The sequence below is a fragment of the Paenibacillus sp. ALJ109b genome (genome assembly GCF_010747435.1).
Classification (GTDB): Bacteria; Bacillota; Bacilli; order Paenibacillales; family Paenibacillaceae; genus Paenibacillus; species Paenibacillus taichungensis.
Map to the genome: position 1 here is coordinate 427,128 of NZ_JAAIFP010000007.1, position 25,268 is coordinate 452,395.

The window sequence follows — 25,268 nt, forward strand, 5'->3', positions numbered from 1 at the left end:
TGAAAAGAACAGCGCCCTTTTTTTACTGGCAAAAGGTGCACTGTTCTCTTGATGTGGGATGGCCATCCATTCAGTTTGTTGAGGCTGTCTCCACCCGATTCCTCTTCTCTTTATGACGCAGATGTCCTGTAATAAGCGCAGCGACCAGCGTGAGTACACTGAAAATAACCGCAGACCAGAACAGCCCACTATAACCCTCGCCGGTTGTCTGATGTAGAGCCTGCAGCAGCACATCTCGAATGCCCGGATCAGGAATTTGGGACAGTCCTTCTGTTAAGCTGGAAATATCGCTCCCTGAAGCCGAACCGCCGCCAGACGCATATTGTTGGAGCGCTTCGGGCGGCACCTGAATGCCCTGATCTGCGAGACCCTGCTGAATATTTGATCCCAGGTTGGAGAAGGAACGAGCCAGGAAACCGGCAAAAATGGTTGGCGCGATCGCCATTGCCATCTGGCGGAACAAGGAACTAGTCGCTACCGCAATGCCCTTGTTGTTCTCACCCGCTTGCTCAGTAACGAGTACGTTCACTGGAGCTCCCAGCATCATACCAAAGCCAATCCCCACAAGTACACTCGCAATCACGAATTGCCAGATATGCTCTACCCATAACGGGAAGAGTAGGAAGCCGATAGCTGACAGCAATCCGGCTACAGATAACGTCCAGATTGGTCCTTTCCGGTCAACCAGATAACCGCCACCACCCGCACCAATGCCTGAAGCCAGAGCAAGCGGTGTAAACCAGTAGCCGGAGGCTGTGTTGGATACCCCGAGGTATTGCTCAACAAAGCCTGGAATAAAGATCACAGATGCCAGAATGGCTCCTGAGAAAAAGGCAATCAGCAGCGTCCAACGAAAGGACGCAATGCCCAGAAGCTGTGTAGATACAACGGGTTCACGTTGTGATCCTTCCAGCCTTTTTTCAAGAAAGTAGAAGAGCACCAGAATGACCACACCTGCCAGGAAGAAACCATAGAACGTCGGTGAGCCAAGACTTTGCAGCATATTTACGCCATCCAGGTTGCTGAAGCTGTACATCAAACTAAGCACACCCAGCGTCAGGACCGCGATACCACTCCAGTCCACCGCCTTACGGCTCAGCTCCTGTTCTTCATGAATATAACGGATGCCTGCAATAAACAGCAAAATGGCGATCGGTACATTGATTAAGAACAACCAATGCCAATTCCCCGTAATGTCGAGGATAAAAGCACCGATATTCGGCCCAAGAATTGCCGCAACCCCGTTCATACCTCCCAGAAGACCCAAGGCTGTGCCCTGACGCTCCGCTGGGAACTTGCTTAATACGTAAGAGCTCGCAATGATAAAAATCCCGCCACCACCCAGCGCCTGGATAACACGAGCAATCAGGAAGAAGGTAAACGATGTGCTTAGTGCAACGAGTAAAGACCCAATTCCGAACAAAGCCACTTCAATCAGAAACAGCTTCTTGCGTCCATAACGGTCGGAGAGCTTACCCGCAATCGGCACACTCACCGCAAGTCCGAGCGTATAGAGCGTGATTGTCCATGCTCCCCACGTCGGCGACACGCCAAACGACGCATTTAAAGTCGTCAGGGACGACGTAATAATTCCGTTATCCAGCGCAGCCATAAACACCCCGATAGCAAATAGGATAAGCGGCCATTTCATTTGTTTTTGCATCCCATGTTTCCTCCCCAAATCAGATTGCAATCCAGTAGCGTAAGGCTGTAATGATACATATATATTAAACCGAATCGAATATTAATGACTCACTGGTCATTTTAAAACAGAATGATTGCATATGTCAATTTATTAATATGCTTGTATACCTCATTCATTCAATTCCCTGCTCCAAAATAAAACCGTCCCTCAGGTTGAATGGAACCCGTGGGACGGCCTTCTTGTTGAACTAAGCTACTATTGCTGCATCAGGTGACGATTCAGAAATTTTTCAATGGCACGATATAAATCAAGTTGATTTTCAACATTGCCGAAACCATGTCCTTCATTGGCTTTTAACATATAAGGCACATCAACTCCACGCTTGCGCAGAGCCTCAACGATCTGATCAGACTCGGCCTGTTTGACACGCGGATCATTTGCACCCTGAACCACGAACAATGGGGCCTTCATCTGATCGATATGGAACAGTGGTGAGACAGCTGTCAGCAGCTCCTTGTCTTTCTCCGGATCACCCATACGTTCATAGAACATGTTGCGCTCCGACTCCCAGTAAGGTGGCAGTGAATCCAGCAGCGTGAACAGATTGGATGGCCCAACATAGCTAATTCCTGCGGCATACACTTCTGGCGTGAATGCCAGTCCTGCCAGTGCAGCATAACCACCATAAGATCCACCATAGATGGCTACACGCTTCGTATCAACCGTTCCCTCTTTAACTAGCCAATTTACACCGTCTGTGAGATCGTCCTGCATCGCTTTACCCCACTCTTTGTTGCCGGCATCCAGGAATTCCTTTCCGTATCCAGTAGAACCACGGAAATTTACCTGTAGTACGGCATAACCACGGCTTTCGAGAAATTGAATTTCAGGATTGAAACCCCACGAGTCCCGGGCCCAAGGTCCACCATGCGGAACAACTACCAAAGGCAATTGGGAAGCCTCGGCTCCTTGTGGGAGGGTCAGATAACCATGAAGCGTTAAACCGTCACGTGACTTGTACGTAATGGGTTTTACATCCGACATTTTACTCTCATCGATCCAAGGTGCCGCATCAGCTAATTTATCCAGCTTACCTGTTTTGGAATCGTAAAAGTAATACGTACCCATCGATTTATCGCTATATGCAATGAACAGAACCTGACCTTCTTCACTTATGTTTGAAATGCTTACTTCTTTACCCGGAACTTTTGCCTGAATATCCTGCATCAATTTTTTGAAATCATTGTCGAAGTATTCATAGTTAACCTTGTCCGTCTCATAGACAGCTGCAAGGATTGTACCTTTTTCTTTAGAAGGAACGAAACTGGATACATCCACATCCTTGTTTTCATAGATGGTTTTCGTTACTTTTTTGCTGCTTGGGCTATATTCGACAATCGCTGTTTTATCCCGCTCCAGATTGGATACAGCATAGATGTTTTTGTTATCATACGTGAACATCACCGGCGCAAATGTTTCTCCCAGCTTGGTGGTCATCAAATTCTCAAATGGTTTATCTTCCGATTCACGATACATCAACGAAGAAACGTTACCATCACTCGATATGGCTACACGGATTTTACCCTCATGGTCCGTGAGCCATCCCGTAATATTACCCGGGTTCTCTGCAGCAAGCACAGCCTCACCAGTCTTGATGTTAATCCGGTACACGTCAAAGATCCGCGGATCACGTTTGTTCATACCTACTAGAATTTCATCCGGAATATTCTCCAGCGAGTCTACCAGGATCGCTCTTGTATTCGGATATGGTGTCAGATCCTTGCTGTTCTTCCCATCGATATCCGTTACATAAATATGATAGTTCTCGTCCCCTGCTTCATCCTTTACATATAACAGCTTATCCTTCGTCGCCCATACAAATCCCGCTATACTGCGTTCAGTCTCACTTGTGATACGTACCGACTTGTCCTGACCATTTTCTTTCACCACAATATTCATTCGGTTGTTCCACGGCTCCATGTAAGCCAGATGTTTACCATCCGGAGACATTTGGAATCCTGCTTGAGCCGGCTGTTTGAAGAAGTCTTCCAGAGGTGTGAGACCTTCTGACTGTACATCAAGTCCAAGAGCGAGGTACAACGCATCAGCAAACTCACCATGGGTCACTGAATTTTTGGCGTTAAACGCACTGCCTTCAATAATAAAATGCTGCTTCAGACGAATCGCATCCTCCGTATGTACCTTCGGAATCTGCGCCATATCAATGTATACAACCTGAATGCCATTATCCTTCAATTCAAATGCCCGAGTAAACAACGATGCCATCTGTGCTCTTGTGAGAGCTGCATCTGGTGCATACCCTTTGGCTTGTCCTTGAATAAGACCGCTTTGCTTCAGCGCGTAAATGGCAGGAGCAGCTTCATCCTTAGCCAATACATCTGCGAAACCTGTAAGAGACGCTGGAGCATCCAGTTTAAGTACACGCTGCAGGATGATTGCCGCCTGAGCACGAGTAATTGGCGTTTGTGTTTCTCTCATTCCATCTGTTGTGCCATCTATGTACCCCAGTTGCTGTAGTGTCTGTGTTGCCTTCGAAGCAATGGATTCAGCGACTGTCGCCGTAGGCTTCACCGCTTCTGCTGCCTGGACCACTGGTTGAATTAGAGCGATTGTCATCGCCATGCTAAGCGTGAGAGCATATACCTTTTTACTCATTGCGTTCAAGCTAGTTCCCCCTTTAAAGTGAATTACATCATAATTTGGAATTATACGTAAATCATTTTACCATGATCCACCATTGGTTAACAGCGTAGAGCCCCCACGTTCCATTACCCCTTACTTTGAACCAGAAAATCCATAATTGAATAGCTTTCGTGTCTCAATGAAACGTCCCTCACGACTATCCGAACCCAGTACAACGGAGATCAGTCGCTTGCCATTTCGCTCAGCCGTTCCAACGAAATGATAACCGGAATCCTCATCATATCCGGTCTTCAATCCATCGTTGCCATCGTAAGCATAAGGTCCGCCAATAGAGGACAGCATCCAGTTGGTGTTGCTCATGTACATTCCTTTTTGGTGCATCGAAACCTGCATTTGGCTGGAAACTCTCAATATTTCGGGGTAGTTATTCAGCAGATAACGAGCAAGCTTGCATGCATCTACAGCCGTCATTACAGTCTGGCCTTGTATTTCCTTGGGACGATTCGGACCAAGTCGTTTTTCGCTTAAACCTGTTGCATTGGTAAACACCGTCTTGTCAGACAGTCCGATCTCGGCAGCCTTCTGATTCATCTTTTGTGCAAAAGTCTGCTCTGTCCCACTAATATGTTCAGCCAGAGCAATAGCAGCGTCATTCGCGGAATAGACGGCTACAATCTGGAATAGCTCCTGCACAGTAAATTGCTCGCCTTGTTTCAAACCCAGATGGGTGCCACCTACTGAACTTGCATACAGGCTGATATTCACTGGGTCGTCCCAACGCAATTGTCCGTTGATCACGGCTTCCATTATCAGTAGTTCTGTCATCAATTTACTGATCCCTGCAGGTGCAATCTCTTCAGAACCGTTAAAGTTGATTAGAAACTGCTCAGAATTCATATCCATTAATACAGCCGACTCAGCTTTAATCCCCGGTTTGCCCACCAGCATGTCCGGTTTTACACCCAAATATATAATGACCAGTAGAGCCAGCAGCATTCCTGCCCGTATCCACCACTTTTTCATCAGAAAATCACCTCTTACAGATATAGACGAAGTGAAGAGGCATTTTGTCTGCACTTTTTTGAAAAAAAGTTAAATTTTTTTTATTTTTTTGTCACCAAAAAAACATGGACCCCATACCCCCATGCCAGAGTGTACGGAATCCATGTTTTTCAAGACTTTTTCTATTCATACCTAGAAGATTTTTTTCAATTAGATCTAGCAACCGAATTCTTAAAAGGACCCCAATCCTTATTGTTGCTAATGTTTTTTTACTCTGCTACAACAGCTTTTTCTGCATTAACTTGAATGTCATTCAAGTAGAGTCCTGTTCCGTCACCAATCGCGTAGTTCATTACACGTTTGTTCACTGGTGCTACAACAGCACGGTACAGTGTCGGGAATACAGGAACTTCATCAACCATGTACTGCTGCCATTGATTGTAGATCTCTTTACGCTTGTCTACGTCAAACGCTTCAGCAGATACACCTTGTGCCAGCAACTTGTCATTTTCTTCGCTCGAGAATCTCGAGAAGTTATACAGTGCATCACGGCCATACAGACCTGCTGGATCTACGTCAATACCAACGCCCCAAGCAGCTTGATACACGTCCACATTTGGATCATCTTTACCTGTGTTACCAACACGGTCATAGAAGTTGTTGAACTCAACCATTTCCAAGTTAACTTTCAGACCAATTGCTGCCCATGACTGAACATAGTAACGTGCCAGTGGTTCAGCTGTATCGCCACCCGTCATGGATACGAAGTTGATTTCAAGTGGAGAACCGTCTGGTTTTGTACGGAATTCTCCATCCAGTTTATAACCTGCTTCGTCTAGCAATTTTTTCGCTGCTTCTGGGTCATATGCAACACCTGGATTGTTAGAATCATGGAATTCTGGGTGAGAAGGCGGAATCAGTGTTGTCGCATTCCAACGCAGACCGTTATAGAAACGTTTACCCACTTGATCGTTATCTACAGCCATCCACATGGCTTTACGCAGATTCTTATCTCCCATTTTTGCTTCAGCATTTGTTACAACTTTTCCATTTGCTTCATCCCATGTACCCAGTTTGAAACCAATGTACGTATAAGCACGATCGATTGCACCCAGGAATTCAACGTTGGACATATTGGCATTGTCTTTATATTGATCTGTCGGGAACGCATCCACGAGGTCTACGCCGCCCGATTTCAGTTCTTGAACAACCGTTGTTGGGTTGATTACTTTCAGAGTCACTTTGTCCAGTTTTGGAGCTCCACGCCAGTAGTCATCGTTTTTAACGAAAGTTACAGACTCACCTGGAGTGATCGTTTCCACTTTAAATGCACCAAAACCGATTGGTTTCTCACGTACTTCTTTGGAAGAAGACATTTTCGCTACATCCATACCACCAAAGATATGTTTAGCCAGCGGATATGTCCATACGCCACCTGTCAGCAGGGAAGGTGTAGATTCCTTGTACGTGATGCTAATTTGTTTATCGCTAAGAACCTTGATCCCAGAGATCGTTTTTGCTTTTCCAGCGTGATATTCATCCATACCTACTACACTTGTAAAGTTGGAATCGTAACGTGGACCATCATAAGCCTTGTTACCAATAACTTCATAAGCAAACTGCAAGTCTTCAGCCGTTACAGGCTTGCCGTCATGCCAGTTTACATTATCACGAATGGTCAGTGTGAACGTTTTGCCATCTTCCGATGTTTCATACGTTGCTGCACCATCGTTGGTATACACATAGTCTTTGTCCCAAGTCAGCAAACCTTCATCAAACCATTGCAGAACCATTGCATCTGGATTACCGGAGTAGAAGTTAAAATTCAAAGTTCCTTCAAACGCAGTATCAGATACAAGTCCGTATGTTATGGATCCACCCTCAATTGCAGTGCCTTCATTCGTTTTAACGTTGTTGAAATCTTCGATCGAGTAAACTCCCTCTTCTTTAGCAGGTTTTTCCTCCGTCTTTGTTTCCCCTGTGTTCGTAGAAGGCGTTGGTGTTGCCGCCTCTTTCTCCGAGCACGCCGCAAGCGCAAGTACGAAGACCAACATCATCGTGAAAAATAGTCCCCTTGAAAATAATCCCTTTTTCATGAACCTTTCCTCCCTTTTTTTAACCTCTTCTTTGTCTTGCATCAGTCGCACGCTTCAGGGCCTGTCCGACATTATTTATACTCAACATCAATACCAGAATAAGTACCGATGCGGGTAGCCATATCCACCATCTGGATTCCAGTGTTTGCGGATTACGAGCATAGCTTACGAGTGTTCCAAGACTGGGTGTGCTTTCGGGAAAACCAAATCCCAGGAAAGACAACCCGGATTCGAGGCCAATGTTAGCAGCGAGATTCAACGTCATCGTTACGATGATAATTGAACTCAGGTTCGGAAGAACCTGTGAGACGATAATTTTAAAATGGGAAGAACCCAGTGTTTTGGATGCTTTGACATATTCTAGTTCACTCTCTTGCAATGCCTTGGAGCGAATCAACCTTGCGATCCCCATCCATAAGAAGGCAGTCATGATCAGTGAAAATGAAACGATATTATACTTTGGCACGGCTGTGACAAACGCGATAACCATCATCAGAAACGGAAGAATCATGAAAAAGTCCACAATACGCATGAACAGGTTATCAATCATTCCACCGAAATAACCGGACAGAACGCCAACTAGGATACCGATGATACCCGTCATAAGGGTAACCAGAATTCCAATGCTTAACGAGTTGCGTGTTCCGATGACAAGTTGACCAAATACATCTCGACCACCGTAGTCTGTCCCCAGCCAATATTGTGCGGAAGGGGGTTCATATAAGGCAAACAAATCTACCTTAACAATTTCTGCTTGATCCAGGATCAGAGAAGTACCGTAGACCAGCAATATGACCAGTCCCAAAAATATGAGCGAGATTAGTGCCACCTTATCTCTGACTAGTTCCCTCCACAGAATACTCAGGCTGGAGGGACTCTTATCAATCTTCTGTGAAGTTATAACGACATCATTGGCCTTGCTCATCTTATTTTCACCCCGAAATCTTCAAGTTCTTACTTGATCCGTATACGCGGATCGACTAATCCTAGAATAATATCAGACAGCAAAGATCCCAGGATTGTAGCTATGCCATATAGCAGTACGAGTGCAGTCACCACACTGAAATCCCGAAGGGATATCGAATTCAGGAATAATTGTCCCATACCTGGATAACTGAATATGCTCTCAATGAAAATGGTACCTCCAATAAGTCCCGTAATCTCATAACCGAAAAATGCGGCGATCGGCAACAGGGAGTTTCTTAAAATATGCCTGTTGTAAATTCGGGATTCTGAGGCTCCCTTGGCTCTCGCAGTAAGAACGAATTCCTTGTGTTTGATATCGATAATTTCACTTCGCAAATATTGCACCGTCGAAACAGTGGAAATCAATGCCATTGATAATGCTGGCAGTAGCAAGTGGTGGATCTTGCTTATGACGTAATCGAATCTTCCTGGTGTAAGTCCAGGTGCTACACTTCCCCCAGTCGGGAACCAGCCAAAATGAAATCCGAAGATCCATACCATCACTAGTGCGAAAATAAACAACGGTGCTGCAAAACCCAAGTACGTGTATCCTGTGATCAGACGGTCGGACCAAGTATCGTTATAACGTCCACTGATAATACCGAGTGGGATTGCAATGATATACGTTAAGATGAGTGTGGCTAAAGCGAGCCAAAATGTATTAGCAATCCGTTGACCAATCAAATCAGTAACTGGCATCTTGAAACGGAAGGATTGTCCGAAATCACCGACAGCGGCATTTTTGATCCAGTCCCAATACTGCACATACCATGGATTGTTCAACCCGAGTCGTTCACGTTGTTCTTCCAGCGCCTTTGGGTCAATGCTTGGATCAAGCAGTCCCGTAAGTGCATCCCCAGGCATTGCCTTGGCCATCAGAAAGACCAAAAGACTGAGCAAAAAAACCTGAGGGATCATAATGATAATTCTGCGTACTATCGTTTTCCACATATGGCCTTCAACCTTTCTGAGGTAGAGCTACTCGGTGAGTATCGGAAATGGATTGGAGCGAGTAAGCAAGCCCTTCCTCATCAAAGAAATTTCGGTATGAATGTTCATACTCGGACTTAATCTGCTGACGGAAGGCTATCATTTCCTCACGCTTGGTTGGGTCCATATCCGGAATGGCTGCAATTAAACGCTTGGTATAGATATGTTGTGGATTCTCAAAAATATCATCCGTTGTGCCCTGCTCCACATATCGGCCTTTATACATAATTCCGATATGATCACACATATGGCGGATAATGCCGAGATCGTGACTGATGAACAAGTAGGTTAGATTCAGCTCTTTTTGAATTTCCTGCATAAAATTAAGTACCTGAGCTTGTACAGATACATCGAGTGCAGATACTGGCTCATCTGCGATGATCAGCTTTGGCTTCAATGCAATCGCACGCGCGATCCCAATCCGTTGCCGCTGGCCCCCAGAAAACTCATGAGGATACTTATAGATCGCTTCGGGACTCAATCCGACCTTCTCCAGAAGATCACGGACCTGACGTTTCTCTTCTGTAGCCGTCAGTCGTTCATAATTGCGGAGTGGCTCAGCAATGATGTCGATAACACGCTTCTTGGGATTTAACGAAGAGTAAGGATCCTGAAAGATCATCTGCACATCACGCTGCAGTTGTCTATCTTTCCGCCTCTCTTTAGTCAGATTTCTTCCATTAAAAAGAATTTTCCCGGCTGTCACATGGTTTAAGCCAATAACGGCTCTACCCGTAGTCGTTTTGCCTGAGCCTGACTCACCTACAAGGCCGTATGTTTGCCCCTGCTCAATGGAGAAGCTCACATCATCAACGGCTTTGATGTTACCAATTTCACGCTTGATCAACCCTCCGCGAATCGGAAAGTGAATTTTTAGTCCTTCTACTTCGAGTAATGCCATTATGTTATTCCTCCTCAGCTTGATCAGGGAAATGAAAGTGCTGATAACAGGTACAGCGTACAAAATGACCTGACGCAATTTCATGCATCTGTGGGTTTTCTTCATGAGCCGAATCACTTATCCATGGAATTCGAGCCTTGAATCGGCACCCTTGGCGAGGAAGATTTTTCAGTGATGGAACAATGCCTTGAATGACATGAAGCTTCGATTTTTCTTCAGAAATAGTAGGAATAGAGTTTAGTAGAGACCGTGTATATGGATGCTTGGCATCCGTCATAAGAGTATAGATATCTGCAATCTCCACAATTTCTCCTGCATACATAACTGCTACGCGATCAGCCATCTCGGCAACGACTCCCAAATCATGCGTGATCAGGATGATTCCTGCGTTAATCTCGTTCTTCAATTCGCGGATAAGCTCCAGAATTTGTAGTTGGATTGTAACGTCAAGCGCTGTCGTTGGTTCATCGGCAATCAGCAATTCAGGTTTATTGGCAATCGCAATCGCGATAACAACTCTCTGTCTCATACCACCCGATAGTTCGTGAGGATATTGCTTGTATAATTGTTCGGGACGCGGAATCCCTACTTGGTTGAGTAAATCAATTACTTTGTCTTTCTTTTCTTTCGAAGATAGCTTGGGTTGATGCAGTGTCAGAATCTCTTCGATCTGTTCACCGATCACCATCAGAGGATTTAATGCGGAAAGTGGGTCCTGAAAGATCATTCCCATCTCTTTACCGCGGAGTTTGTTTAATTTGTTGGGAGATATACCAGCAATATTCTGCCCTTTGTACAGAATCTCCCCATCAATTTTGGCTTTGTTATGTAGACCCATTATCGAAAAAGCAAAAGCACTTTTGCCCGATCCTGATTCTCCCACAATAGCCAGTACTTCATTCTTTTTAACCGTAAGGTTAACGTGATCAACTGCTGCATAATAGTCATCTTCAATTCTGAATGATGTAGTTAGATTTCTGACTTCCAATAGCTCTGTATTCAAATCAATCACCCTAACCCCATAATTTCCGCAGACTGTATTCATGTGTAGAAGAATGCATCCACTGTATATTTCCATGTTCTTGAAGATAATGAACGAAAGTGTATACAAAATACCAAATCATTAGGAGAATCCATTTTTGACTACTGCTATTTAGACCGATGGTCAATTAATGCTGACAATTCCTAGCGGGATAATAATGCAAAATAATTAATGTAATCATACGTGTAAATTTAGATGACGTCAATGCTTAATTTGAGATTTATGGTATAAATGTTTTTTATAGCACAGTTTTGGGTATTAGTTATACTTTAAAGGGAATAAATCAAGGAATTTCAGAGTTAATTGGATGCTTTTCATGGTAGAGTCTAAATCTCAAAAATACTGATTATCTAAATATATGACATTATATTTACACGTAATGTGTAGTTAAATGTTATAAATGTAGATATAACAAATTATTATGTTAGGTATGAGGGAATTGTGGAGGACTTATTTCATTTGGAAGTGAAATTAATTTCTATCCAAATTTTGTACTTTTAGAGGTGTGATTTAGATACTACTAAAGGGTTGAAGTTAAATTTCTAGTTATTATAGTATAGTTTCATTTAATCGCTTATGTAAAGAACAAATTGTCATCTTTTATCAATTATTTTACAAAAGAAAGCAAAAAGCCCTGCAAAATGCAAGGCTTTTCTAATATTTATACATATAGATGTATATATAATAGCCTATTTACTGTGTGTCCGGAGGTCTTTTCCCACGCTTCAAATCGTTGATACTTAATCCAAAGTCCATCTGCAAATGAGGATAATCCGGGAAGTTAGCCCAATCTCCTCCCCATGTAAACCCTAGTTCTTTGGCAAGCTCCACAACTTCCAGCCAATCTGGCTTTCCATTGCCGTTATCATCACGTTCCATATCCCATACTACATCACCTTCAGGAGTCCGTAACGCAAAATCAATGGCCAAACCATAGTTGTGATACGACTCTCCCCCTTTGGCGTTGGTAACGATATTTCCGGAAAGGGAGCGTCCTTGCTTATAGAGGGCATTTTGTTCATCAATGCTGCGAAAATCATGTGTAATCACGACTTCAATTCCTCGTCTAGCTGCCTTTCGAACCAACAACTTTTCACTTTCCGCGACTACCGGGTGGAGTCTTGTGATCGGCACTGCTTCTTGTACGTTGGTTCGTGGCCATATATCGTAGGTATCTCCTTTTTGCTGTAACCACACATATATAATGGAAAGCAAAAATGTAGCTACGATCCAAAATCGCAGACTACTCTTGCGTCTCTGTTTTACTTTACGTTTGGATGTATTCATGCTCTCTCCTGATGGTGGAATCTATATTCGTTCATACTCACGCTACCTGATATCAGCAATATAATAGACTCTATTATAAATCATTTACGCCTTAATTGCTTCTATCGTCGCAGTTCTTACGAAATCCAATTACCAGGAGATAACCACCTTAATTATTTTCAGATGCAAAAAAGCAGCCGGCTATTAGCCGACTGCTTTGTATCCATGCTGAGTAAGACTACTCAGTTGTGTATGGCAGCAATGCGATTTGACGGGAGCGTTTGATGGCAATCGTCAGCATGCGTTGATATTTAGCGCTAGTACCTGTTACACGGCGTGGCAAAATTTTTCCGCGCTCGCTGATAAATTTACGAAGCAAGTCCGTATCTTTATAATCGATGTGAGTAATTTTGTTAGCTGTGAAGAAGCACACTTTACGACGTTTGTTACGGCCGCCACGGCGAGCCGGTCTTTTATCGTTGTCTCCGCCTTCTCTTTGCTTGAAGCTCATGCTTTTCAGTCCTTTCCTATCGTTTAGCCAATCACTCTAAGAGTGTCGGTTCACGTTAAAATGGCAAATCATCATCCGATATATCAATCGGTTTTCCGTCATCGGAAAAAGGATCCTCATTGTTGCTACGCGAATTATTGTTATTGTTCGCGCGCCCGCCGCCTCCGTAAGAAGGCTCTTCACGCATTGGTTGCCCACCGCCGCCACCGTTATTATCACGGTTAGCTGACTCCAAGAAACGGACGTTATCGGCAATGACTTCGGTCACGTATACACGTTTTCCTTCGTTATTCTCGTAATTCCGTACTTGAATGCGTCCTTCGACTGCAGCTAGGCGTCCTTTGCGCAAATAGTTTGCACAAGTCTCAGCAAGCTGTCTCCAGGTTACGACCGGAATGAAATCCGCTTCCCGTTCTCCCCCTTGGCTTGTAAACGGTCTGTCCACTGCCAAAGTAAATTGCGTAACTGCTACTCCAGCTGGAGTATAACGCAACTCAGGATCCCGGGTTAACCGGCCGATCAGAATGACACGGTTCAACAATGTAATCCCCTCCTTCAGAGCGTATTGGTGCGTTGATCACGAGTTGTCTTAAGCAGACTTAACGTCGTTTGTAATGAGATAACGAATTACTTCGTCAGAAATCTTCATGAGACGCTCAAGTTCAGTAACTACTGCTGGTTCAGCAGTGAAGTGTACCAAAACATAAACACCATCACGGAATTTCTTGATCTCATACGCAAGACGGCGTTTACCCATAACGTCGTGAGCTGTAACTTCACCACCGCCGTTGGAGATGATGCCTTGGAATTTATCGACTGTAGCTTGAACAACTTCTTGCTCAACATCAGGACGAATAATGTACATCACTTCATATTTGCGCATAATTTTCACCTCCTTATGGACTCTGGCCCTCAATCTAGGTTGAGAGCAAGGAACGAGCACAAACTCGAACTATATTAATATAACAAAAATGACGTCCCAATGCAAGCAAACGTTCCCTCTTCTTATTACACATGATCATAACTCCAATGGAGCACACTACAGAAGCAACATTGAAATCCATTTTGCCGAGGAGGTTTTATCATGGGTGAAAGAACCGAGTTTGAACCAGGAGACAAAGCTCCAAACGATGGTGAGTACACCGAGGTTGGTGAGAAGAGCTTTCATACGGAGATTAACAATCCGAAACGGGTAACCCTCCAAAAGGGCGAAGCTTTCCCTGAAACAAGCAATCAGAATCGCAAGTGGAAAAAGCTTACCAAAGCCCGCGTCCACTAGGCGTAAAGATTTTTTTCAGACTGCTGTATATAAAACGTACTAATGCACATAATACAATCAGGCGATGCACGAGAGAGGTGTGGTTCCGTTGGACAACGAAGCCGAACATTCACTGTTGGAGATTCATCACGTAATTTAAGAAGCAAGATGATTGTGTGTAAGGCCTTTGTCTGAAGCACGAGCAAGTTTCTGATCGTTACGACCGATTGTTTCCTAACAAACCGAATGCATCGCCGAATGAAGAGCCCTTAGGGGCTCTTTGTTTTTTTCAATTACAAATGATAATCAATCAACAAAATTAAAAATAAAAAAACCTTCCAGATGGAAGGCCTTTTTTGCATGTATAAAGCTCAACACACGTTGAGTAAGTTGTTCAATTACAATTACAAAGCAAGATCTATTAGTGGCGGAAAGGGTGGGATTCGAACCCACGCACGCTGTGACACGCCTAACTGATTTCGAGTCAGCCCCCTTGGGCCTCTTGGGTACCTTTCCGCAGCAATAATGATTATAGCATGATCATTTACAGAACGCAATACCTAAGCTGTGCCTGCATGTAAACGTTATTATGGAGTGCGAAAAGAGTAAACATTACCGCATTTTTTCATTAGGATTCATACGAATCCTCTGTTGAACGAAGTACCTTTTTCATGTTTTTCTCGAATTTCGCTCTGGGAATTAATACACTGTGTTTACATCCTACACATTTGATACGAATATCCATGCCCATCCGGATAATCTCCATCTCATTGCTGCCACATGGATGCTGCTTCTTCATCTGCACAATGTCACCAAGCTGGAAACTTTTACGCTCCACCAATGCCATCCCCCTCATCCTTCTCCTGAGCTGCTGCTTGCTCTAATGCTGCTTGATTGCTCATCTCATGATACTCCAGTGTTTTCTTCACATCACTCTGGATTTGGCGCTCTACAGATGCCCTGGAGTTAGGCAAGCATTCAGCAACAATGCGAACCACATATTCCGAGGTAGACATCGACTGGATACCAAGCACGTCAGGTACTTTAACGATGTTCAGATCTCGATCCTCAATCCCAGTCAACGCTCGTTTCACCAAGTGTACTGACTCGTCCAGGGTCTGTTCGCCCTTCATCGGAATGTCCACAACTGCAAGGGAATTAGACATCGAGTAATTAGTTACACTTGCAATCGTACCATTTGGAATAATGTGTACCTCACCCTGCCAGCTAACCAGCTTGGTTGTTCTCAGTCCAATGACCTCAACCGTTCCTTTATAGGTGCCTGTTTGAATAACATCGCCTACTGCGAATTGATCCTCCAATATAATGAAGAAACCCGTAATAACATCCTTCACTAATCCTTGGGCACCAAAACCGATAGCCAGTCCAAGTACTCCCGCACTCGCTAACAATGGTCCAACTTTCACGTTGATCTCAGATAACAGTAACAGAATCATAATGAAATTACATGTTATGGAGGTCGCATTTTTCATCAACTCTCCCACCGTTATAAATCTCCGCGGATTGACGCGAATCTTACCTTCCTGCTTTCGTGCCATCGTGCGATCTATAATACGTGATACAATCTTGATCACAATACGCGTAATAATGAAAATAATAATGATACGGATCGAACTGAACAGAATATTAAACCACATATCTGCATCGGTAACTTTAGCCCATAATTGGTCTGTCCAACGGATGGCTCCCTCTATAGTCTTGCTTGGATCACTCGGCTCCTCAGCAAACTTAAATGGCAACATAGATCAAACCTCCTCTACATGGGTATGTTATCATAGCTGTCAGCGGTTTTGAAATAGAGGCCACGGATCTCCACAAATTCGTTACGAATGATCTGTATCACTCTCTCCAGATCTTCTTTTGGAAACTGAATACATAGAGCACAGCCCGCTGTGATCTCTTTTGGGGTAGGAAATAAGTCGATCTCAATCTCGGCAAACTCCAGCAGCATTTCTGCCCGCAGCGCCTGCTGGGTGGAATCAAAAGCAATCAGCATCCAATCATCAATCCACTCGTCCATGTCCGTCTCCTTTCGCGATACATTCATCCCTTTGAAAAAGCTTGTCCCCACGAAGTATAAAACGTTCTATCCTTCCATATACTGTTACTACTATTCCAAGGGAAAGGATAGATCCTATGAATCCCATTTCGCATTCCTTCTCATCTCAAGACATGGCCAGCCTGAAAATCCCACATACAGATCCAGGCATTCACTCAGCCATCATTCATCGTTTAATGTTCCATCTCTATAAAGCCCATTCTTTGCAAAATGTAGTTGTCGTCTGTATCGGTACAGATCGCTCTACTGGGGACTGCCTTGGCCCGCTCGTCGGCTCATCGCTTGCCAAGTGGGACAGCCCTCTATTCCATCTCTATGGCACATTGGATGAACCCGTACATGCAATGAACCTACAGGACACCCTTCACAAAATACACAACACACATCACAACCCTTATGTAATCGGTATTGATGCCTGTCTCGGACAGTCCTCGAGTGTTGGATGTATCCAGGTCGTGAATGGACCGCTCAAACCAGGAGCGGGTGTAAATAAAGAATTACCGCCGGTCGGCGATATCCATCTTACAGGTATCGTTAACGTCGGCGGCTTTATGGAATACTTTGTTTTACAGAACACACGTCTCAGTCTCGTCATGCGCATGTCCGAAATTATATCCAGCAGTCTCTATTCCGCCATTCGCGAATGGCATACCCGTTCTACTCTGCTTGCTGTGCCAGAGTAATGGCTTCCTTTTCCTCAGGGGAAAGAGTATACGTGGACTCTCCCCCTTTAAGAGGTTTAGCATATACATAGGAGCCGTCTCGATTATAGATACCAGTGAGTACCATACCGTCCTGGCTATCGTTAACCATTGCCATGGAGAAACTCAGATCACTGCCAAGCTCCCCATAAGCGTTATACCGTTTCACGCCCACTTTACCCTGGATACGGGTCAGCTTCTGCATGACAGTCTGTAACTGATCCGTTTGCAGTGTATGCTCATCCTCAATGCTGTCCATCTGAATTTTCAGATTGATTAACAGAGACTCCAGATCTTCCACTCCACTACCAGCCATCATGGCCTCATATTTCCGTTTAAACTTCCGTAGCTTTGCGCCTTGAGCAATACTTATGATAAGCAAAATCACCAAAAGTAAAGCCATGCCGCCAATAATCCATATCAGCTGTTCCAGAATCAGCTCATTTAATTCAGCCATGTAGTGCAACTACCCCTCTGTTGGTTTGTTCAAGTTAACGTTTGTACCTTCAAACGTACTCCACATCATACATCATCGATCCATTCAGCTAAGAAAAGCATCCAACGCTCTAATGTAACCATCAAGCTTACCCTTATTATTCACCAGATAACCCATACAGCTAATCACTCGCTTTAGCCTCTTACCTCTTTTGCTTTTTGCTTATTCAAGCGATAGAAATTCATGTTTTATTAGGGCTGATTCATACCGGTTTTGATGCAGTTAATTCGATAACTGCTTCGATTAACGCATCGACATCTTCTTTTGACGTACTATACCCCACGCTCGCTCTGACAGCCCCACTTGCCGTTGTACCAGCTGACTCATGGGCAAGAGGTGTGCAATGAAAACCTGAGCGCACAGCGATGCCATAACTTCGGTCTAATTGAAAAGCGAGCTGAGCCGAATCATACCCTTCAACAGTAAAGGATAACAATCCCGTACGCGGCTGTCCAATTTCAGGGCCAAGCATTCGAATCCCCTGTACTGATGATAACCCATCCATCATATGCTGAGTCAAATACCACTCCTGTTTATATATGAATTCAGGTGTCAGTTCAAGCACATGCTGCACTCCGGCTGCCAGACCTGCTATACCCACGGTATTGGGCGTACCCGCCTCATAGCGATCAGGACGAACAAGTGGCTGCTCAATTGCCTCAGATTGGCTTCCTGTCCCGCCGTGAAGCAATGGTTGCACATCCAGCTCAGGAGCGATGTACAGTCCACCTGTTCCCTGCGGTCCCAACAGTCCTTTATGCCCTGGAAAGGCAAGCATATCGATGCCAAGCTGCTTTACATCCATAGGGATAATTCCAGCACTTTGAGCAGCATCAACAAGCAAAGTCACCTGGTGTTTTTGACACATCAGTGCAATTTCACCAATGGGCAGAATACTCCCCAGCAGGTTCGAACTATGCGTACAGACAACCAATCTTGTATTGGAACGAAACAAGCGTGCGAATTGGACCAGATCGATCTCCCCGGCTGCATTAACAGGTACATAATCAACCTCTACATTACGAGATCTGCGCATGTACTCCAGTGGTCGTCTTACTGAATTATGTTCAGCCATCGTAGCAATGACATGATCGCCTTCTCTTAGCCACCCTTGAATAGCTAGATTCAAAGCCTCTGTGGTATTAGAACCCAAAGCGATATCGTTGGCATTACGAACACCCAAAAGAGTGGATATCGCTTTTCTGGCACCAAATAAAACTCGGCTCGCCTGTACTGCCATCCGGTGACTTCCTCTGCCTGGGTTCGCCCCTGCCACATCCAGAGCCTTTATCATGGCTTCCCCGACAGCAGGTGGCTTAGGCCAAGATGTCGCTGCATGATCCAGATAGATAACTCCCTCCACCTCATGACCACCTCTGTCCTTAATTGATTGGTTATGGTTTGATATAATCCCTAGAAACAAACAATGACATATCGTTTCTCCATGGTACAGAGGCGATATGTCATCACATGAAAAAGCCCCGCATGTTGTTCATCGATCATGGAGTCATGACTATTATTGCAACAGTTCTAACAGTCGCTCCAGATCTTGTTTGCTGTAGTAGTTGAGCTCAATTTTGCCTTTATCTTTGTTATGCTTAATTTTCACCGTTGTTTTAAACCGTTCACGTAAAGACTCTTCCAATGTATCAATAAACGGATCTTTTTTCTTTAACTTGGATTTTGCTTTCGCTTCACCCGTTTTGGAACGATCCAATTGTTGAACAGCCTCTTCCAGTTCACGTACACTCCACTGTTGATCAATAGTTTGTTTTGCCAGCTGCTTCACAAGGCTTTCATCTTTAACGCCGACGATAGCACGTGCATGCCCCATTGACAATGTTCCACGTGAAACATGATCCTTCACTTCTTCCGGCAATGATAACAAACGCAGGAAGTTAGCGATGTGAGAACGTGATTTGCCCACTTTTACGGAGAGCTCTTCCTGGGTTAACCCAAACTGGTCCATCAGCCCCTGATAAGCAACTGCAACTTCCATCGCATTCAGATTCTCACGCTGCAGGTTCTCGATTAAAGCAATCTCCATAACCTGCTGATCACTGAAATTACGAACTACGGCAGGCACAGTGGCATTACCGCAATACTGGGAAGCTCTGAAACGCCGTTCACCAGCAATAATCTCATAACCTCTCAAAACAGGTCGTACAATAATAGGTTGTATAACACCATGTTGACGGATCGATTCAGCGAGTTCATGTATCGCATCCTCATCAAATACTTTACGAGGTTGGTAAGGGTTTGCCCGCAGTTGACTAATCGGGATTTCTACGACTTTATCGTCGTCATTAATTGAAAGCGAAGGAATGAGGGCATCAAGACCTTTTCCAAGCCGCTTACTCATAAGAAATCACTTCCTTTGCGAGCTCTAAATAAACTTCAGCCCCACGGGATCGAGGATCATACGTAATGATTGACTGCCCATGAGAAGGCGCCTCACTAAGCCGCACATTGCGCGGAATAATGGTCTGATACACCTTTTGTTGAAAATACTTCTTCACTTCTTCAATCACTTGAATGCCCAGATTCGTACGAGCATCAAACATCGTCAGCAATACTCCTTCAATCTGTAGGGACGTATTCAGATGTTTCTGCACCAAACGAACCGTGTTAAGCAATTGGCTCAACCCTTCGAGCGCATAATACTCACACTGAATCGGAATGATCACCGAATCGGAAGCTGTCAACGAGTTGATCGTTAACATGCCGAGGGAGGGTGGACAATCGATCAGTATGTAATCATAGTTTTTTTTCACCATGGCGAGTGATTTTTTCAGGCGGACTTCCCGTGATATCGTCGATACCAGTTCAATCTCGGCTCCGGCAAGCTGAATCGTTGCAGGTATGATATGAAGGCCTTCAATCTGAGTTTCCACAATCGCTTCTTGAGGGGGAACTTCATTAATGATGACATCATATATACAATTGGCCACATCTGCTTTGTTGATTCCGACTCCGCTGGTTGTATTCCCCTGGGGGTCAATATCGACAAGCAGCACCCTTTTCCCGAGCGAAGCCAGTCCTGCACCCAAGTTAACAGATGTCGTCGTTTTCCCCACACCGCCCTTTTGATTTGCTACGGCCATAATCTTAGACAATTACTTCACCTCAAATAAAATAGGAGTCTTTTCTTGTAGGTTGTGAGCTACAGTTAACAAAAAGCAGGTGGCTATCATCCACACAAACATCAACTACCGTTTCTTCATGGTGCTATTCTACGCTGTTCATGCCACTCTCAACTTTATAGACAGAAAAAGCGGCCCATTGCCGCCTTAAGCTTCAATTATTTGCGTTTAGGGATATGGATAACGATCTCGTAATGGTCCTCATGGTCCGCTTCCTTGGTTTTGATGTCTAGACCGGAGCCCGATACCATATCAATGGATTGACGAATCGTATTAAGTGCAAGTCTAACGTCCTTCGTGAAGGAGATACGTTTGGATTTTTTGATCTTCGAGGATTCCTTGTAAAAGGCTACTCGTGCTTCCGTTTGTTTTACATTCAACTCTTTATCAATAATTTCGCCGAGCAATTTCATTTGCAACTCTTCCGTATCCAATGAAAGCAAAGCTCTGGCATGACGCTCCGAAATCTTACGTTCCATCAGTGCTGTCTTAATGCCCTCCGGAAGCTGTAACAACCGGATTTTGTTGGCGATCGTCGACTGGCTTTTGCCTAATCGCTGCGCAAGACTTTCTTGTGTAAGTTGGTGCAGGTCAATCAATTTCTGATAAGCAACAGCCTCTTCAATTGAAGTGAGTCCCTCACGCTGCAGGTTTTCGATCAATGCGATGGAAGCTGCCTGAGAGTCGTTGAATTCACGCACAATGGCCGGAATATGATCCAAGCCCAGTTTTCGAACTGCACGCCAGCGACGTTCCCCGGCGATAATCTCATATGATCCATTTCGTACGCGGACGACAATCGGTTGTATAACTCCATGTGTCTTGATCGTCTGCAGCAACTCATCAATTTTATCATCATCAAAAATAGTACGGGGTTGATATGGGCTGCTCACAATTTCATTGACCGGAATTTGTTTAATCTCATCTCCGTTATTGCGCTCCGCCAAACCAAACAACTTCGAAAATTGTTCTTTCATTCCGTATATTACCACCTAGTTTCGTAATAGCTCCCGCAGAATAGCAGGTGCTTCTTATTCAATATGCGACCCTTCCAAATGCTGTCGTTCTTCGAATAAGTTTTACCTTCCATGACGCTTTCTGTAACCTATACAATAAAGCTCAAAAATCTATCTATACATATAATCTATGATCTCTGTAATCCAGGACCGGATACTTCTATTCTATCATCTTTTCTTCCATAATCCTATGTTTACCTATTCTTTAAACTCTTCTAATTTTCCTGCTTTTTCTTCATGAACATTAGCTATATGACCTGTTTGTACCCATTAAGATATGGAAGATCTATGTAAACAGGACCTGCTCCTAGTAGCTACGCTGTGTGCTCGTTTAATACCATGTAAAAATGAATTTTCATAAGATAGCCTCAGTGGCAGAATAAACCCTTTCTTATGTGTCTTTCTATTCTATAGCTACTACTATTGCCGATGCTCTTTCTCTATCCATAGGTCAATGACCTTCATTCAAGAATAGCTGTAACAAGAAAAATGATTTTCCATCAAGAAAAACTTCTATGCTAAATAAATTAAATTTCCGATTCCGTTTTTCTCTACTTTATGTAATTGTAATGTAGATGCTCTCTATACCTAGATAAAAAATCAAAAAACAAAAAGAGGATGTTTCACGTGAAACATCCTCTTTACTCTTATTCAAAGTTCTCCATTAAATAAACGAAAAATGATCATCTTACCTTTTAATACATACGATGTTGTGCCAAGAACTATACCAAAGGTGTTTTTAATGGTGTTCCTGGTTTACGTGGATATTTAAAAGGTGTCTTATCAAACTTCTGAATCAGAATGATATGCCGTGCCGACTCTTCAACAGGTAGCTGGAACGGATGAACTGCTTTTACCCGTCCTTTCAGCTGGTTAAAGCTGAATTCAGCCTCCTTCATTTCTTCGCGCGGGTCTCCGCCCTTCATTGCAGCGAATAATCCACTTTTGCGAACAAAAGGCAGACAGAACTCATTAAGCACCGCTAGCTTAGCAACTGCACGCGCAGTAACAAGGTCGTAGCTGTCACGATATCCTTCTTTGCGTCCAAGTTCCTCGGCACGACCATGAATCAATTCTACATCGGTCAAGCCGAGCGTATCTACAACATGCTGCAAAAAGCCAATACGTTTATTTAGCGAGTCAATGATCGTCAGCTTGATATGCGGAAAACAAATTTTAAGCGGTAGGCCTGGGAACCCGGCCCCTGAACCAATGTCTGCAAGTTTGTTTACCTTCGACATATCTGTATAAAATGCCAGCGATACCGAATCATAGAAATGCTTTGTATATACTTGTTCACGTTCAGTAATCCCGGTTAGATTCATCTTTTCATTCCAAGCTACCAGCTCCTGAAAATATAACTCGAATTGCTCCAACTGGCGTTCATCCAGCTCCAGCCCATGTTTCTTCAGGCGCCGTTGTAGCTGCTGTTGAATATCGTCCATTATTGTCCCCTTGCTGCGGTTACACGGTTATAATGCTCCAGGTAAACCAGCAGAATGGAGATATCCGCAGGAGTAACCCCAGCTATACGGGACGCCTGTCCTATCGAGATTGGACGAATCGTAGCGAGCTTCTGCTTTGCTTCCATAGCAAGGCCATGAATTTCGTCATATATAATCGTGTCCGGAATTTTCTTTTTCTCCATTTTTTGCAAACGTTCCACGTGGATCAATTGTTTCTCAATATAACCCGCATATTTGATTTGAATTTCCACTTGCTCTTTCATATCAGCGGTCAGTTCCACCTCGGAAGGTGAGATCTGCTCAATCCAGTCATACCCGATCTCTGGGCGGCGCATCAATGTCAGAAGTGTGCTGCCATCCTGAATCGGTGTAGAACCAATCTCTTCCAGCTTCGGATTCACTTCGACAGGGCGAACTTTGGCTGCCTTCAGACGATTCACTTCCTGTTCTACTTTTGCCTTTTTGTCCAGGAATTTAGCGTAACGCTCATCAGGAATCAAACCAATATCATGACCAATTTCCGTCAAACGCATATCGGCATTATCATGACGAAGCAATAAACGGTATTCTGCACGAGAAGTCAGCAGACGATAAGGTTCATTCGTACCTTTGGTAACGAGATCGTCAATCAGAACACCAATGTACCCTTGGGAGCGATCAAGTACGACAGGCTCTTTTTCCTGTACTTTACGTGCAGCATTGATGCCTGCCATTACGCCTTGTCCTGCCGCTTCTTCGTACCCGGAGGTACCATTAATCTGCCCTGCTGTGAACAGACCTGGCAGACGTTTCGTTTCCAGTGAAGGCCACAACTGTGTAGGCACCATTGCATCATATTCAATAGCGTAGCCATTACGCATCATTTCTACTTTTTCCATACCCGGGATGGAACGAAGGACCGCCAATTGAACATCCTCTGGCAGACTTGTAGACAGACCTTGTACATAGTATTCCGATGTGTTTTTGCCTTCTGGCTCCAGGAAAATCTGATGCTTCGGCTTGTCGCTGAAACGCACAATTTTATCCTCGATCGATGGGCAATAACGCGGTCCGGTACCTTCAATAACTCCTGAGAACATTGGAGCACGGTGGAGGTTATCATTAATAATCTGGTGTGTCTCCACAGACGTATACGTCAACCAGCAAGGCAGCTGCTCATTATCGGAAGATTCCGTTTCATAAGAAAAGAACTTCGGCTTGTCATCACCTGGCTGAATTTCCGTTTTGCTAAAATCAATCGTATCCTTATGCACGCGCGGTGGTGTACCTGTTTTAAAACGAACCAGGTCGAAACCAAGCTCACGCAGATGTTCGGATAACTTAAGGGAAGGCTGTTGATTATTTGGACCACTCTCGTACATCAACTCACCCATAATTACTTTACCGCGCAGATACGTACCTGTTGTCAAAACAACGGCTTTGGCCCGATACTCGGTACCCGTCTGAGTAACCACACCTACGCACTGTCCGTCTTCAACGATCAGGCGATCAACCATGCCCTGACGCATCGTCAGGTTGCGTTCATTCTCCATCGTTTCTTTCATCGTATGCTGGTAAGAGAATTTATCCGCCTGAGCACGAAGTGCATGCACAGCAGGTCCTTTACCTGTGTTAAGCATTCGCATCTGAATAAAGGTCTTATCGATGTTCCGTCCCATTTCTCCACCAAGTGCATCAATCTCACGTACTACATGTCCTTTTGCCGGTCCCCCAATAGATGGGTTACAAGGCATGAAGGCCACCATATCCAGATTGATGGTAATCATCAGTGTTTTCGATCCCATACGGGCTGCAGCCAATGCCGATTCCACACCAGCATGTCCTGCCCCAACGACGATTACATCATAACTTCCGCCATCAAAAGCCATTCCAGTTTACCTCCTTTTTGCCGCCGCACGCCTAAATTCATGCAAACGATCAATTTTTTGTAAAAATGACGAAACACGCTCCGCACTCCACGGAATGCATTTCGATCTATATTAAGCCATCAAGTCTATAGGTACTTCAGACATATTCGCGGATTCT

Annotated in this window: 24 protein-coding genes and 1 tRNA gene; 2 read left to right on the forward strand and 23 right to left on the reverse strand. The window is 44.3% G+C overall.

From position 1 onward, the window contains the following. Positions 1 to 70: 70 nt before the first annotated feature. From G3352_RS09540 to rpsF, 12 genes are all read right to left on the reverse strand, one after another. Entirely contained in the window at positions 71 to 1,663 is a 1,593-nt protein-coding gene (locus G3352_RS09540) for an MFS transporter (RefSeq protein WP_163755975.1), read from the reverse strand. A gap of 237 nt (positions 1,664 to 1,900) precedes the next feature. Further along, positions 1,901 to 4,321: a S9 family peptidase gene (locus G3352_RS09545; RefSeq protein ID WP_240343007.1), complete on the reverse strand. Its 2,421-nt coding sequence runs from the start codon at positions 4,319 to 4,321 to the stop codon at positions 1,901 to 1,903. Positions 4,322 to 4,441: 120 nt separating this feature from the next. Next, positions 4,442 to 5,332 (reverse strand): serine hydrolase, encoded by an 891-nt coding sequence (locus tag G3352_RS09550; RefSeq protein ID WP_163755979.1) that lies wholly within the window; start codon positions 5,330 to 5,332, stop codon positions 4,442 to 4,444. Positions 5,333 to 5,580: 248 nt separating this feature from the next. Further along, a complete protein-coding gene (locus G3352_RS09555) occupies positions 5,581 to 7,407 on the reverse strand; it encodes an oligopeptide ABC transporter substrate-binding protein (RefSeq protein ID WP_163755981.1) in 1,827 nt (608 codons plus the stop codon). Positions 7,408 to 7,426: 19 nt separating this feature from the next. Further along, positions 7,427 to 8,332 carry an ABC transporter permease gene (locus G3352_RS09560; RefSeq protein WP_163755983.1) on the reverse strand — a complete coding sequence of 302 codons (906 nt, stop codon included), beginning with the start codon at positions 8,330 to 8,332 and terminating at the stop codon, positions 7,427 to 7,429. Between the two features lie 29 nt (positions 8,333 to 8,361). Then, positions 8,362 to 9,324 carry an oligopeptide ABC transporter permease gene (gene opp4B / locus G3352_RS09565; protein WP_163755985.1) on the reverse strand — a complete coding sequence of 321 codons (963 nt, stop codon included), beginning with the start codon at positions 9,322 to 9,324 and terminating at the stop codon, positions 8,362 to 8,364. A 7-nt stretch (positions 9,325 to 9,331) separates the two neighbouring features. Continuing rightward, on the reverse strand, positions 9,332 to 10,264 hold the full coding sequence (locus G3352_RS09570) for an ABC transporter ATP-binding protein (protein WP_163755987.1): 933 nt from the start codon (positions 10,262 to 10,264) through the stop codon (positions 9,332 to 9,334). Positions 10,265 to 10,268: 4 nt separating this feature from the next. After that, on the reverse strand, positions 10,269 to 11,267 hold the full coding sequence (locus G3352_RS09575) for an ABC transporter ATP-binding protein (RefSeq protein ID WP_163755988.1): 999 nt from the start codon (positions 11,265 to 11,267) through the stop codon (positions 10,269 to 10,271). A gap of 732 nt (positions 11,268 to 11,999) precedes the next feature. After that, entirely contained in the window at positions 12,000 to 12,593 is a 594-nt protein-coding gene (locus G3352_RS09580; RefSeq protein ID WP_163755990.1) for a M15 family metallopeptidase, read from the reverse strand. A gap of 217 nt (positions 12,594 to 12,810) precedes the next feature. Continuing rightward, positions 12,811 to 13,083 (reverse strand): 30S ribosomal protein S18, encoded by a 273-nt coding sequence (rpsR, locus tag G3352_RS09585; RefSeq protein ID WP_062327715.1) that lies wholly within the window; start codon positions 13,081 to 13,083, stop codon positions 12,811 to 12,813. 55 nt (positions 13,084 to 13,138) lie between these two features. Further along, positions 13,139 to 13,624: a single-stranded DNA-binding protein gene (gene ssb / locus G3352_RS09590; RefSeq protein ID WP_163755993.1), complete on the reverse strand. Its 486-nt coding sequence runs from the start codon at positions 13,622 to 13,624 to the stop codon at positions 13,139 to 13,141. A 48-nt stretch (positions 13,625 to 13,672) separates the two neighbouring features. Then, positions 13,673 to 13,966, reverse strand: coding sequence for a 30S ribosomal protein S6 (gene rpsF, locus G3352_RS09595; RefSeq protein WP_024629534.1), 294 nt, complete (start codon positions 13,964 to 13,966; stop codon positions 13,673 to 13,675). A 201-nt stretch (positions 13,967 to 14,167) separates the two neighbouring features. Here rpsF and G3352_RS09600 point away from each other — a divergent pair, with 201 nt between their 5' ends. After that, on the forward strand, positions 14,168 to 14,362 hold the full coding sequence (locus tag G3352_RS09600) for a YjzC family protein (RefSeq protein WP_053781958.1): 195 nt from the start codon (positions 14,168 to 14,170) through the stop codon (positions 14,360 to 14,362). A 404-nt stretch (positions 14,363 to 14,766) separates the two neighbouring features. Here the strand turns inward: G3352_RS09600 and G3352_RS09605 are convergent. The 4 genes from G3352_RS09605 to G3352_RS09620 all read right to left on the reverse strand — a co-directional run bounded on the left by G3352_RS09605 (position 14,767) and on the right by G3352_RS09620 (position 16,382). After that, a tRNA-Ser gene (locus G3352_RS09605) sits at positions 14,767 to 14,857 on the reverse strand. 112 nt (positions 14,858 to 14,969) lie between these two features. Then, positions 14,970 to 15,179 carry a DUF951 family protein gene (locus G3352_RS09610; RefSeq protein WP_163755995.1) on the reverse strand — a complete coding sequence of 70 codons (210 nt, stop codon included), beginning with the start codon at positions 15,177 to 15,179 and terminating at the stop codon, positions 14,970 to 14,972. Continuing rightward, positions 15,169 to 16,104: a mechanosensitive ion channel family protein gene (locus G3352_RS09615; RefSeq protein WP_163755997.1), complete on the reverse strand. Its 936-nt coding sequence runs from the start codon at positions 16,102 to 16,104 to the stop codon at positions 15,169 to 15,171. The genes G3352_RS09610 and G3352_RS09615 overlap by 11 nt, the downstream gene beginning before the upstream one ends. A gap of 14 nt (positions 16,105 to 16,118) precedes the next feature. Further along, positions 16,119 to 16,382 (reverse strand): putative Se/S carrier protein, encoded by a 264-nt coding sequence (locus G3352_RS09620; protein ID WP_175380713.1) that lies wholly within the window; start codon positions 16,380 to 16,382, stop codon positions 16,119 to 16,121. Between the two features lie 116 nt (positions 16,383 to 16,498). On the opposite strand from G3352_RS09620, the gene yyaC reads away from it, so the two are divergent. Beyond that, on the forward strand, positions 16,499 to 17,104 hold the full coding sequence (gene yyaC / locus G3352_RS09625; RefSeq protein ID WP_099857731.1) for a spore protease YyaC: 606 nt from the start codon (positions 16,499 to 16,501) through the stop codon (positions 17,102 to 17,104). Here the strand turns inward: yyaC and G3352_RS09630 are convergent. The 7 genes from G3352_RS09630 to mnmG all read right to left on the reverse strand — a co-directional run bounded on the left by G3352_RS09630 (position 17,079) and on the right by mnmG (position 25,111). Continuing rightward, positions 17,079 to 17,579: a DUF4446 family protein gene (locus tag G3352_RS09630; RefSeq protein WP_076287182.1), complete on the reverse strand. Its 501-nt coding sequence runs from the start codon at positions 17,577 to 17,579 to the stop codon at positions 17,079 to 17,081. The genes yyaC and G3352_RS09630 overlap by 26 nt on opposite strands. 241 nt (positions 17,580 to 17,820) lie before the next feature. Beyond that, a complete protein-coding gene (locus G3352_RS09635) occupies positions 17,821 to 18,981 on the reverse strand; it encodes an aminotransferase class V-fold PLP-dependent enzyme (protein WP_163755999.1) in 1,161 nt (386 codons plus the stop codon). Positions 18,982 to 19,134: 153 nt separating this feature from the next. Then, complete coding sequence (locus G3352_RS09640; RefSeq protein WP_024629526.1) at positions 19,135 to 19,980, reverse strand: ParB/RepB/Spo0J family partition protein; 846 nt, start codon at positions 19,978 to 19,980, stop codon at positions 19,135 to 19,137. Continuing rightward, positions 19,973 to 20,734: a ParA family protein gene (locus tag G3352_RS09645; protein ID WP_024629525.1), complete on the reverse strand. Its 762-nt coding sequence runs from the start codon at positions 20,732 to 20,734 to the stop codon at positions 19,973 to 19,975. Before G3352_RS09645 ends, G3352_RS09640 begins: the two co-directional genes overlap by 8 nt. A 185-nt stretch (positions 20,735 to 20,919) precedes the next feature. After that, positions 20,920 to 21,738: a nucleoid occlusion protein gene (gene noc / locus G3352_RS09650; RefSeq protein ID WP_076287180.1), complete on the reverse strand. Its 819-nt coding sequence runs from the start codon at positions 21,736 to 21,738 to the stop codon at positions 20,920 to 20,922. 761 nt (positions 21,739 to 22,499) lie between these two features. Continuing rightward, positions 22,500 to 23,222 (reverse strand): 16S rRNA (guanine(527)-N(7))-methyltransferase RsmG, encoded by a 723-nt coding sequence (rsmG, locus tag G3352_RS09655; RefSeq protein WP_076287179.1) that lies wholly within the window; start codon positions 23,220 to 23,222, stop codon positions 22,500 to 22,502. Further along, positions 23,222 to 25,111, reverse strand: coding sequence for a tRNA uridine-5-carboxymethylaminomethyl(34) synthesis enzyme MnmG (gene mnmG, locus G3352_RS09660; protein ID WP_163756001.1), 1,890 nt, complete (start codon positions 25,109 to 25,111; stop codon positions 23,222 to 23,224). Before mnmG ends, rsmG begins: the two co-directional genes overlap by 1 nt. Positions 25,112 to 25,268: the final 157 nt, after the last annotated feature.

Coding starts and splice junctions, on each gene's coding strand:
- G3352_RS09540 (WP_163755975.1), bottom strand. CDS start 1,663: ATGCAAAAACAAATGAAATGGCCGCTTATCCTATTTGCTATCGGGGTG.
- G3352_RS09545 (WP_240343007.1), bottom strand. CDS start 4,321: ATGAGTAAAAAGGTATATGCTCTCACGCTTAGCATGGCGATGACAATC.
- G3352_RS09550 (WP_163755979.1), bottom strand. CDS start 5,332: ATGAAAAAGTGGTGGATACGGGCAGGAATGCTGCTGGCTCTACTGGTC.
- G3352_RS09555 (WP_163755981.1), bottom strand. CDS start 7,407: ATGAAAAAGGGATTATTTTCAAGGGGACTATTTTTCACGATGATGTTG.
- G3352_RS09560 (WP_163755983.1), bottom strand. CDS start 8,332: ATGAGCAAGGCCAATGATGTCGTTATAACTTCACAGAAGATTGATAAG.
- opp4B (WP_163755985.1), bottom strand. CDS start 9,324: ATGTGGAAAACGATAGTACGCAGAATTATCATTATGATCCCTCAGGTT.
- G3352_RS09570 (WP_163755987.1), bottom strand. CDS start 10,264: ATGGCATTACTCGAAGTAGAAGGACTAAAAATTCACTTTCCGATTCGC.
- G3352_RS09580 (WP_163755990.1), bottom strand. CDS start 12,593: ATGAATACATCCAAACGTAAAGTAAAACAGAGACGCAAGAGTAGTCTG.
- rpsR (WP_062327715.1), bottom strand. CDS start 13,083: ATGAGCTTCAAGCAAAGAGAAGGCGGAGACAACGATAAAAGACCGGCT.
- rpsF (WP_024629534.1), bottom strand. CDS start 13,966: ATGCGCAAATATGAAGTGATGTACATTATTCGTCCTGATGTTGAGCAA.
- G3352_RS09600 (WP_053781958.1), top strand. CDS start 14,168: ATGGGTGAAAGAACCGAGTTTGAACCAGGAGACAAAGCTCCAAACGAT.
- G3352_RS09615 (WP_163755997.1), bottom strand. CDS start 16,104: ATGTTGCCATTTAAGTTTGCTGAGGAGCCGAGTGATCCAAGCAAGACT.
- G3352_RS09620 (WP_175380713.1), bottom strand. CDS start 16,382: ATGGACGAGTGGATTGATGATTGGATGCTGATTGCTTTTGATTCCACC.
- yyaC (WP_099857731.1), top strand. CDS start 16,499: ATGAATCCCATTTCGCATTCCTTCTCATCTCAAGACATGGCCAGCCTG.
- G3352_RS09630 (WP_076287182.1), bottom strand. CDS start 17,579: ATGGCTGAATTAAATGAGCTGATTCTGGAACAGCTGATATGGATTATT.
- G3352_RS09640 (WP_024629526.1), bottom strand. CDS start 19,980: ATGAGTAAGCGGCTTGGAAAAGGTCTTGATGCCCTCATTCCTTCGCTT.
- noc (WP_076287180.1), bottom strand. CDS start 21,738: ATGAAAGAACAATTTTCGAAGTTGTTTGGTTTGGCGGAGCGCAATAAC.
- rsmG (WP_076287179.1), bottom strand. CDS start 23,222: ATGGACGATATTCAACAGCAGCTACAACGGCGCCTGAAGAAACATGGG.
- mnmG (WP_163756001.1), bottom strand. CDS start 25,111: ATGGCTTTTGATGGCGGAAGTTATGATGTAATCGTCGTTGGGGCAGGA.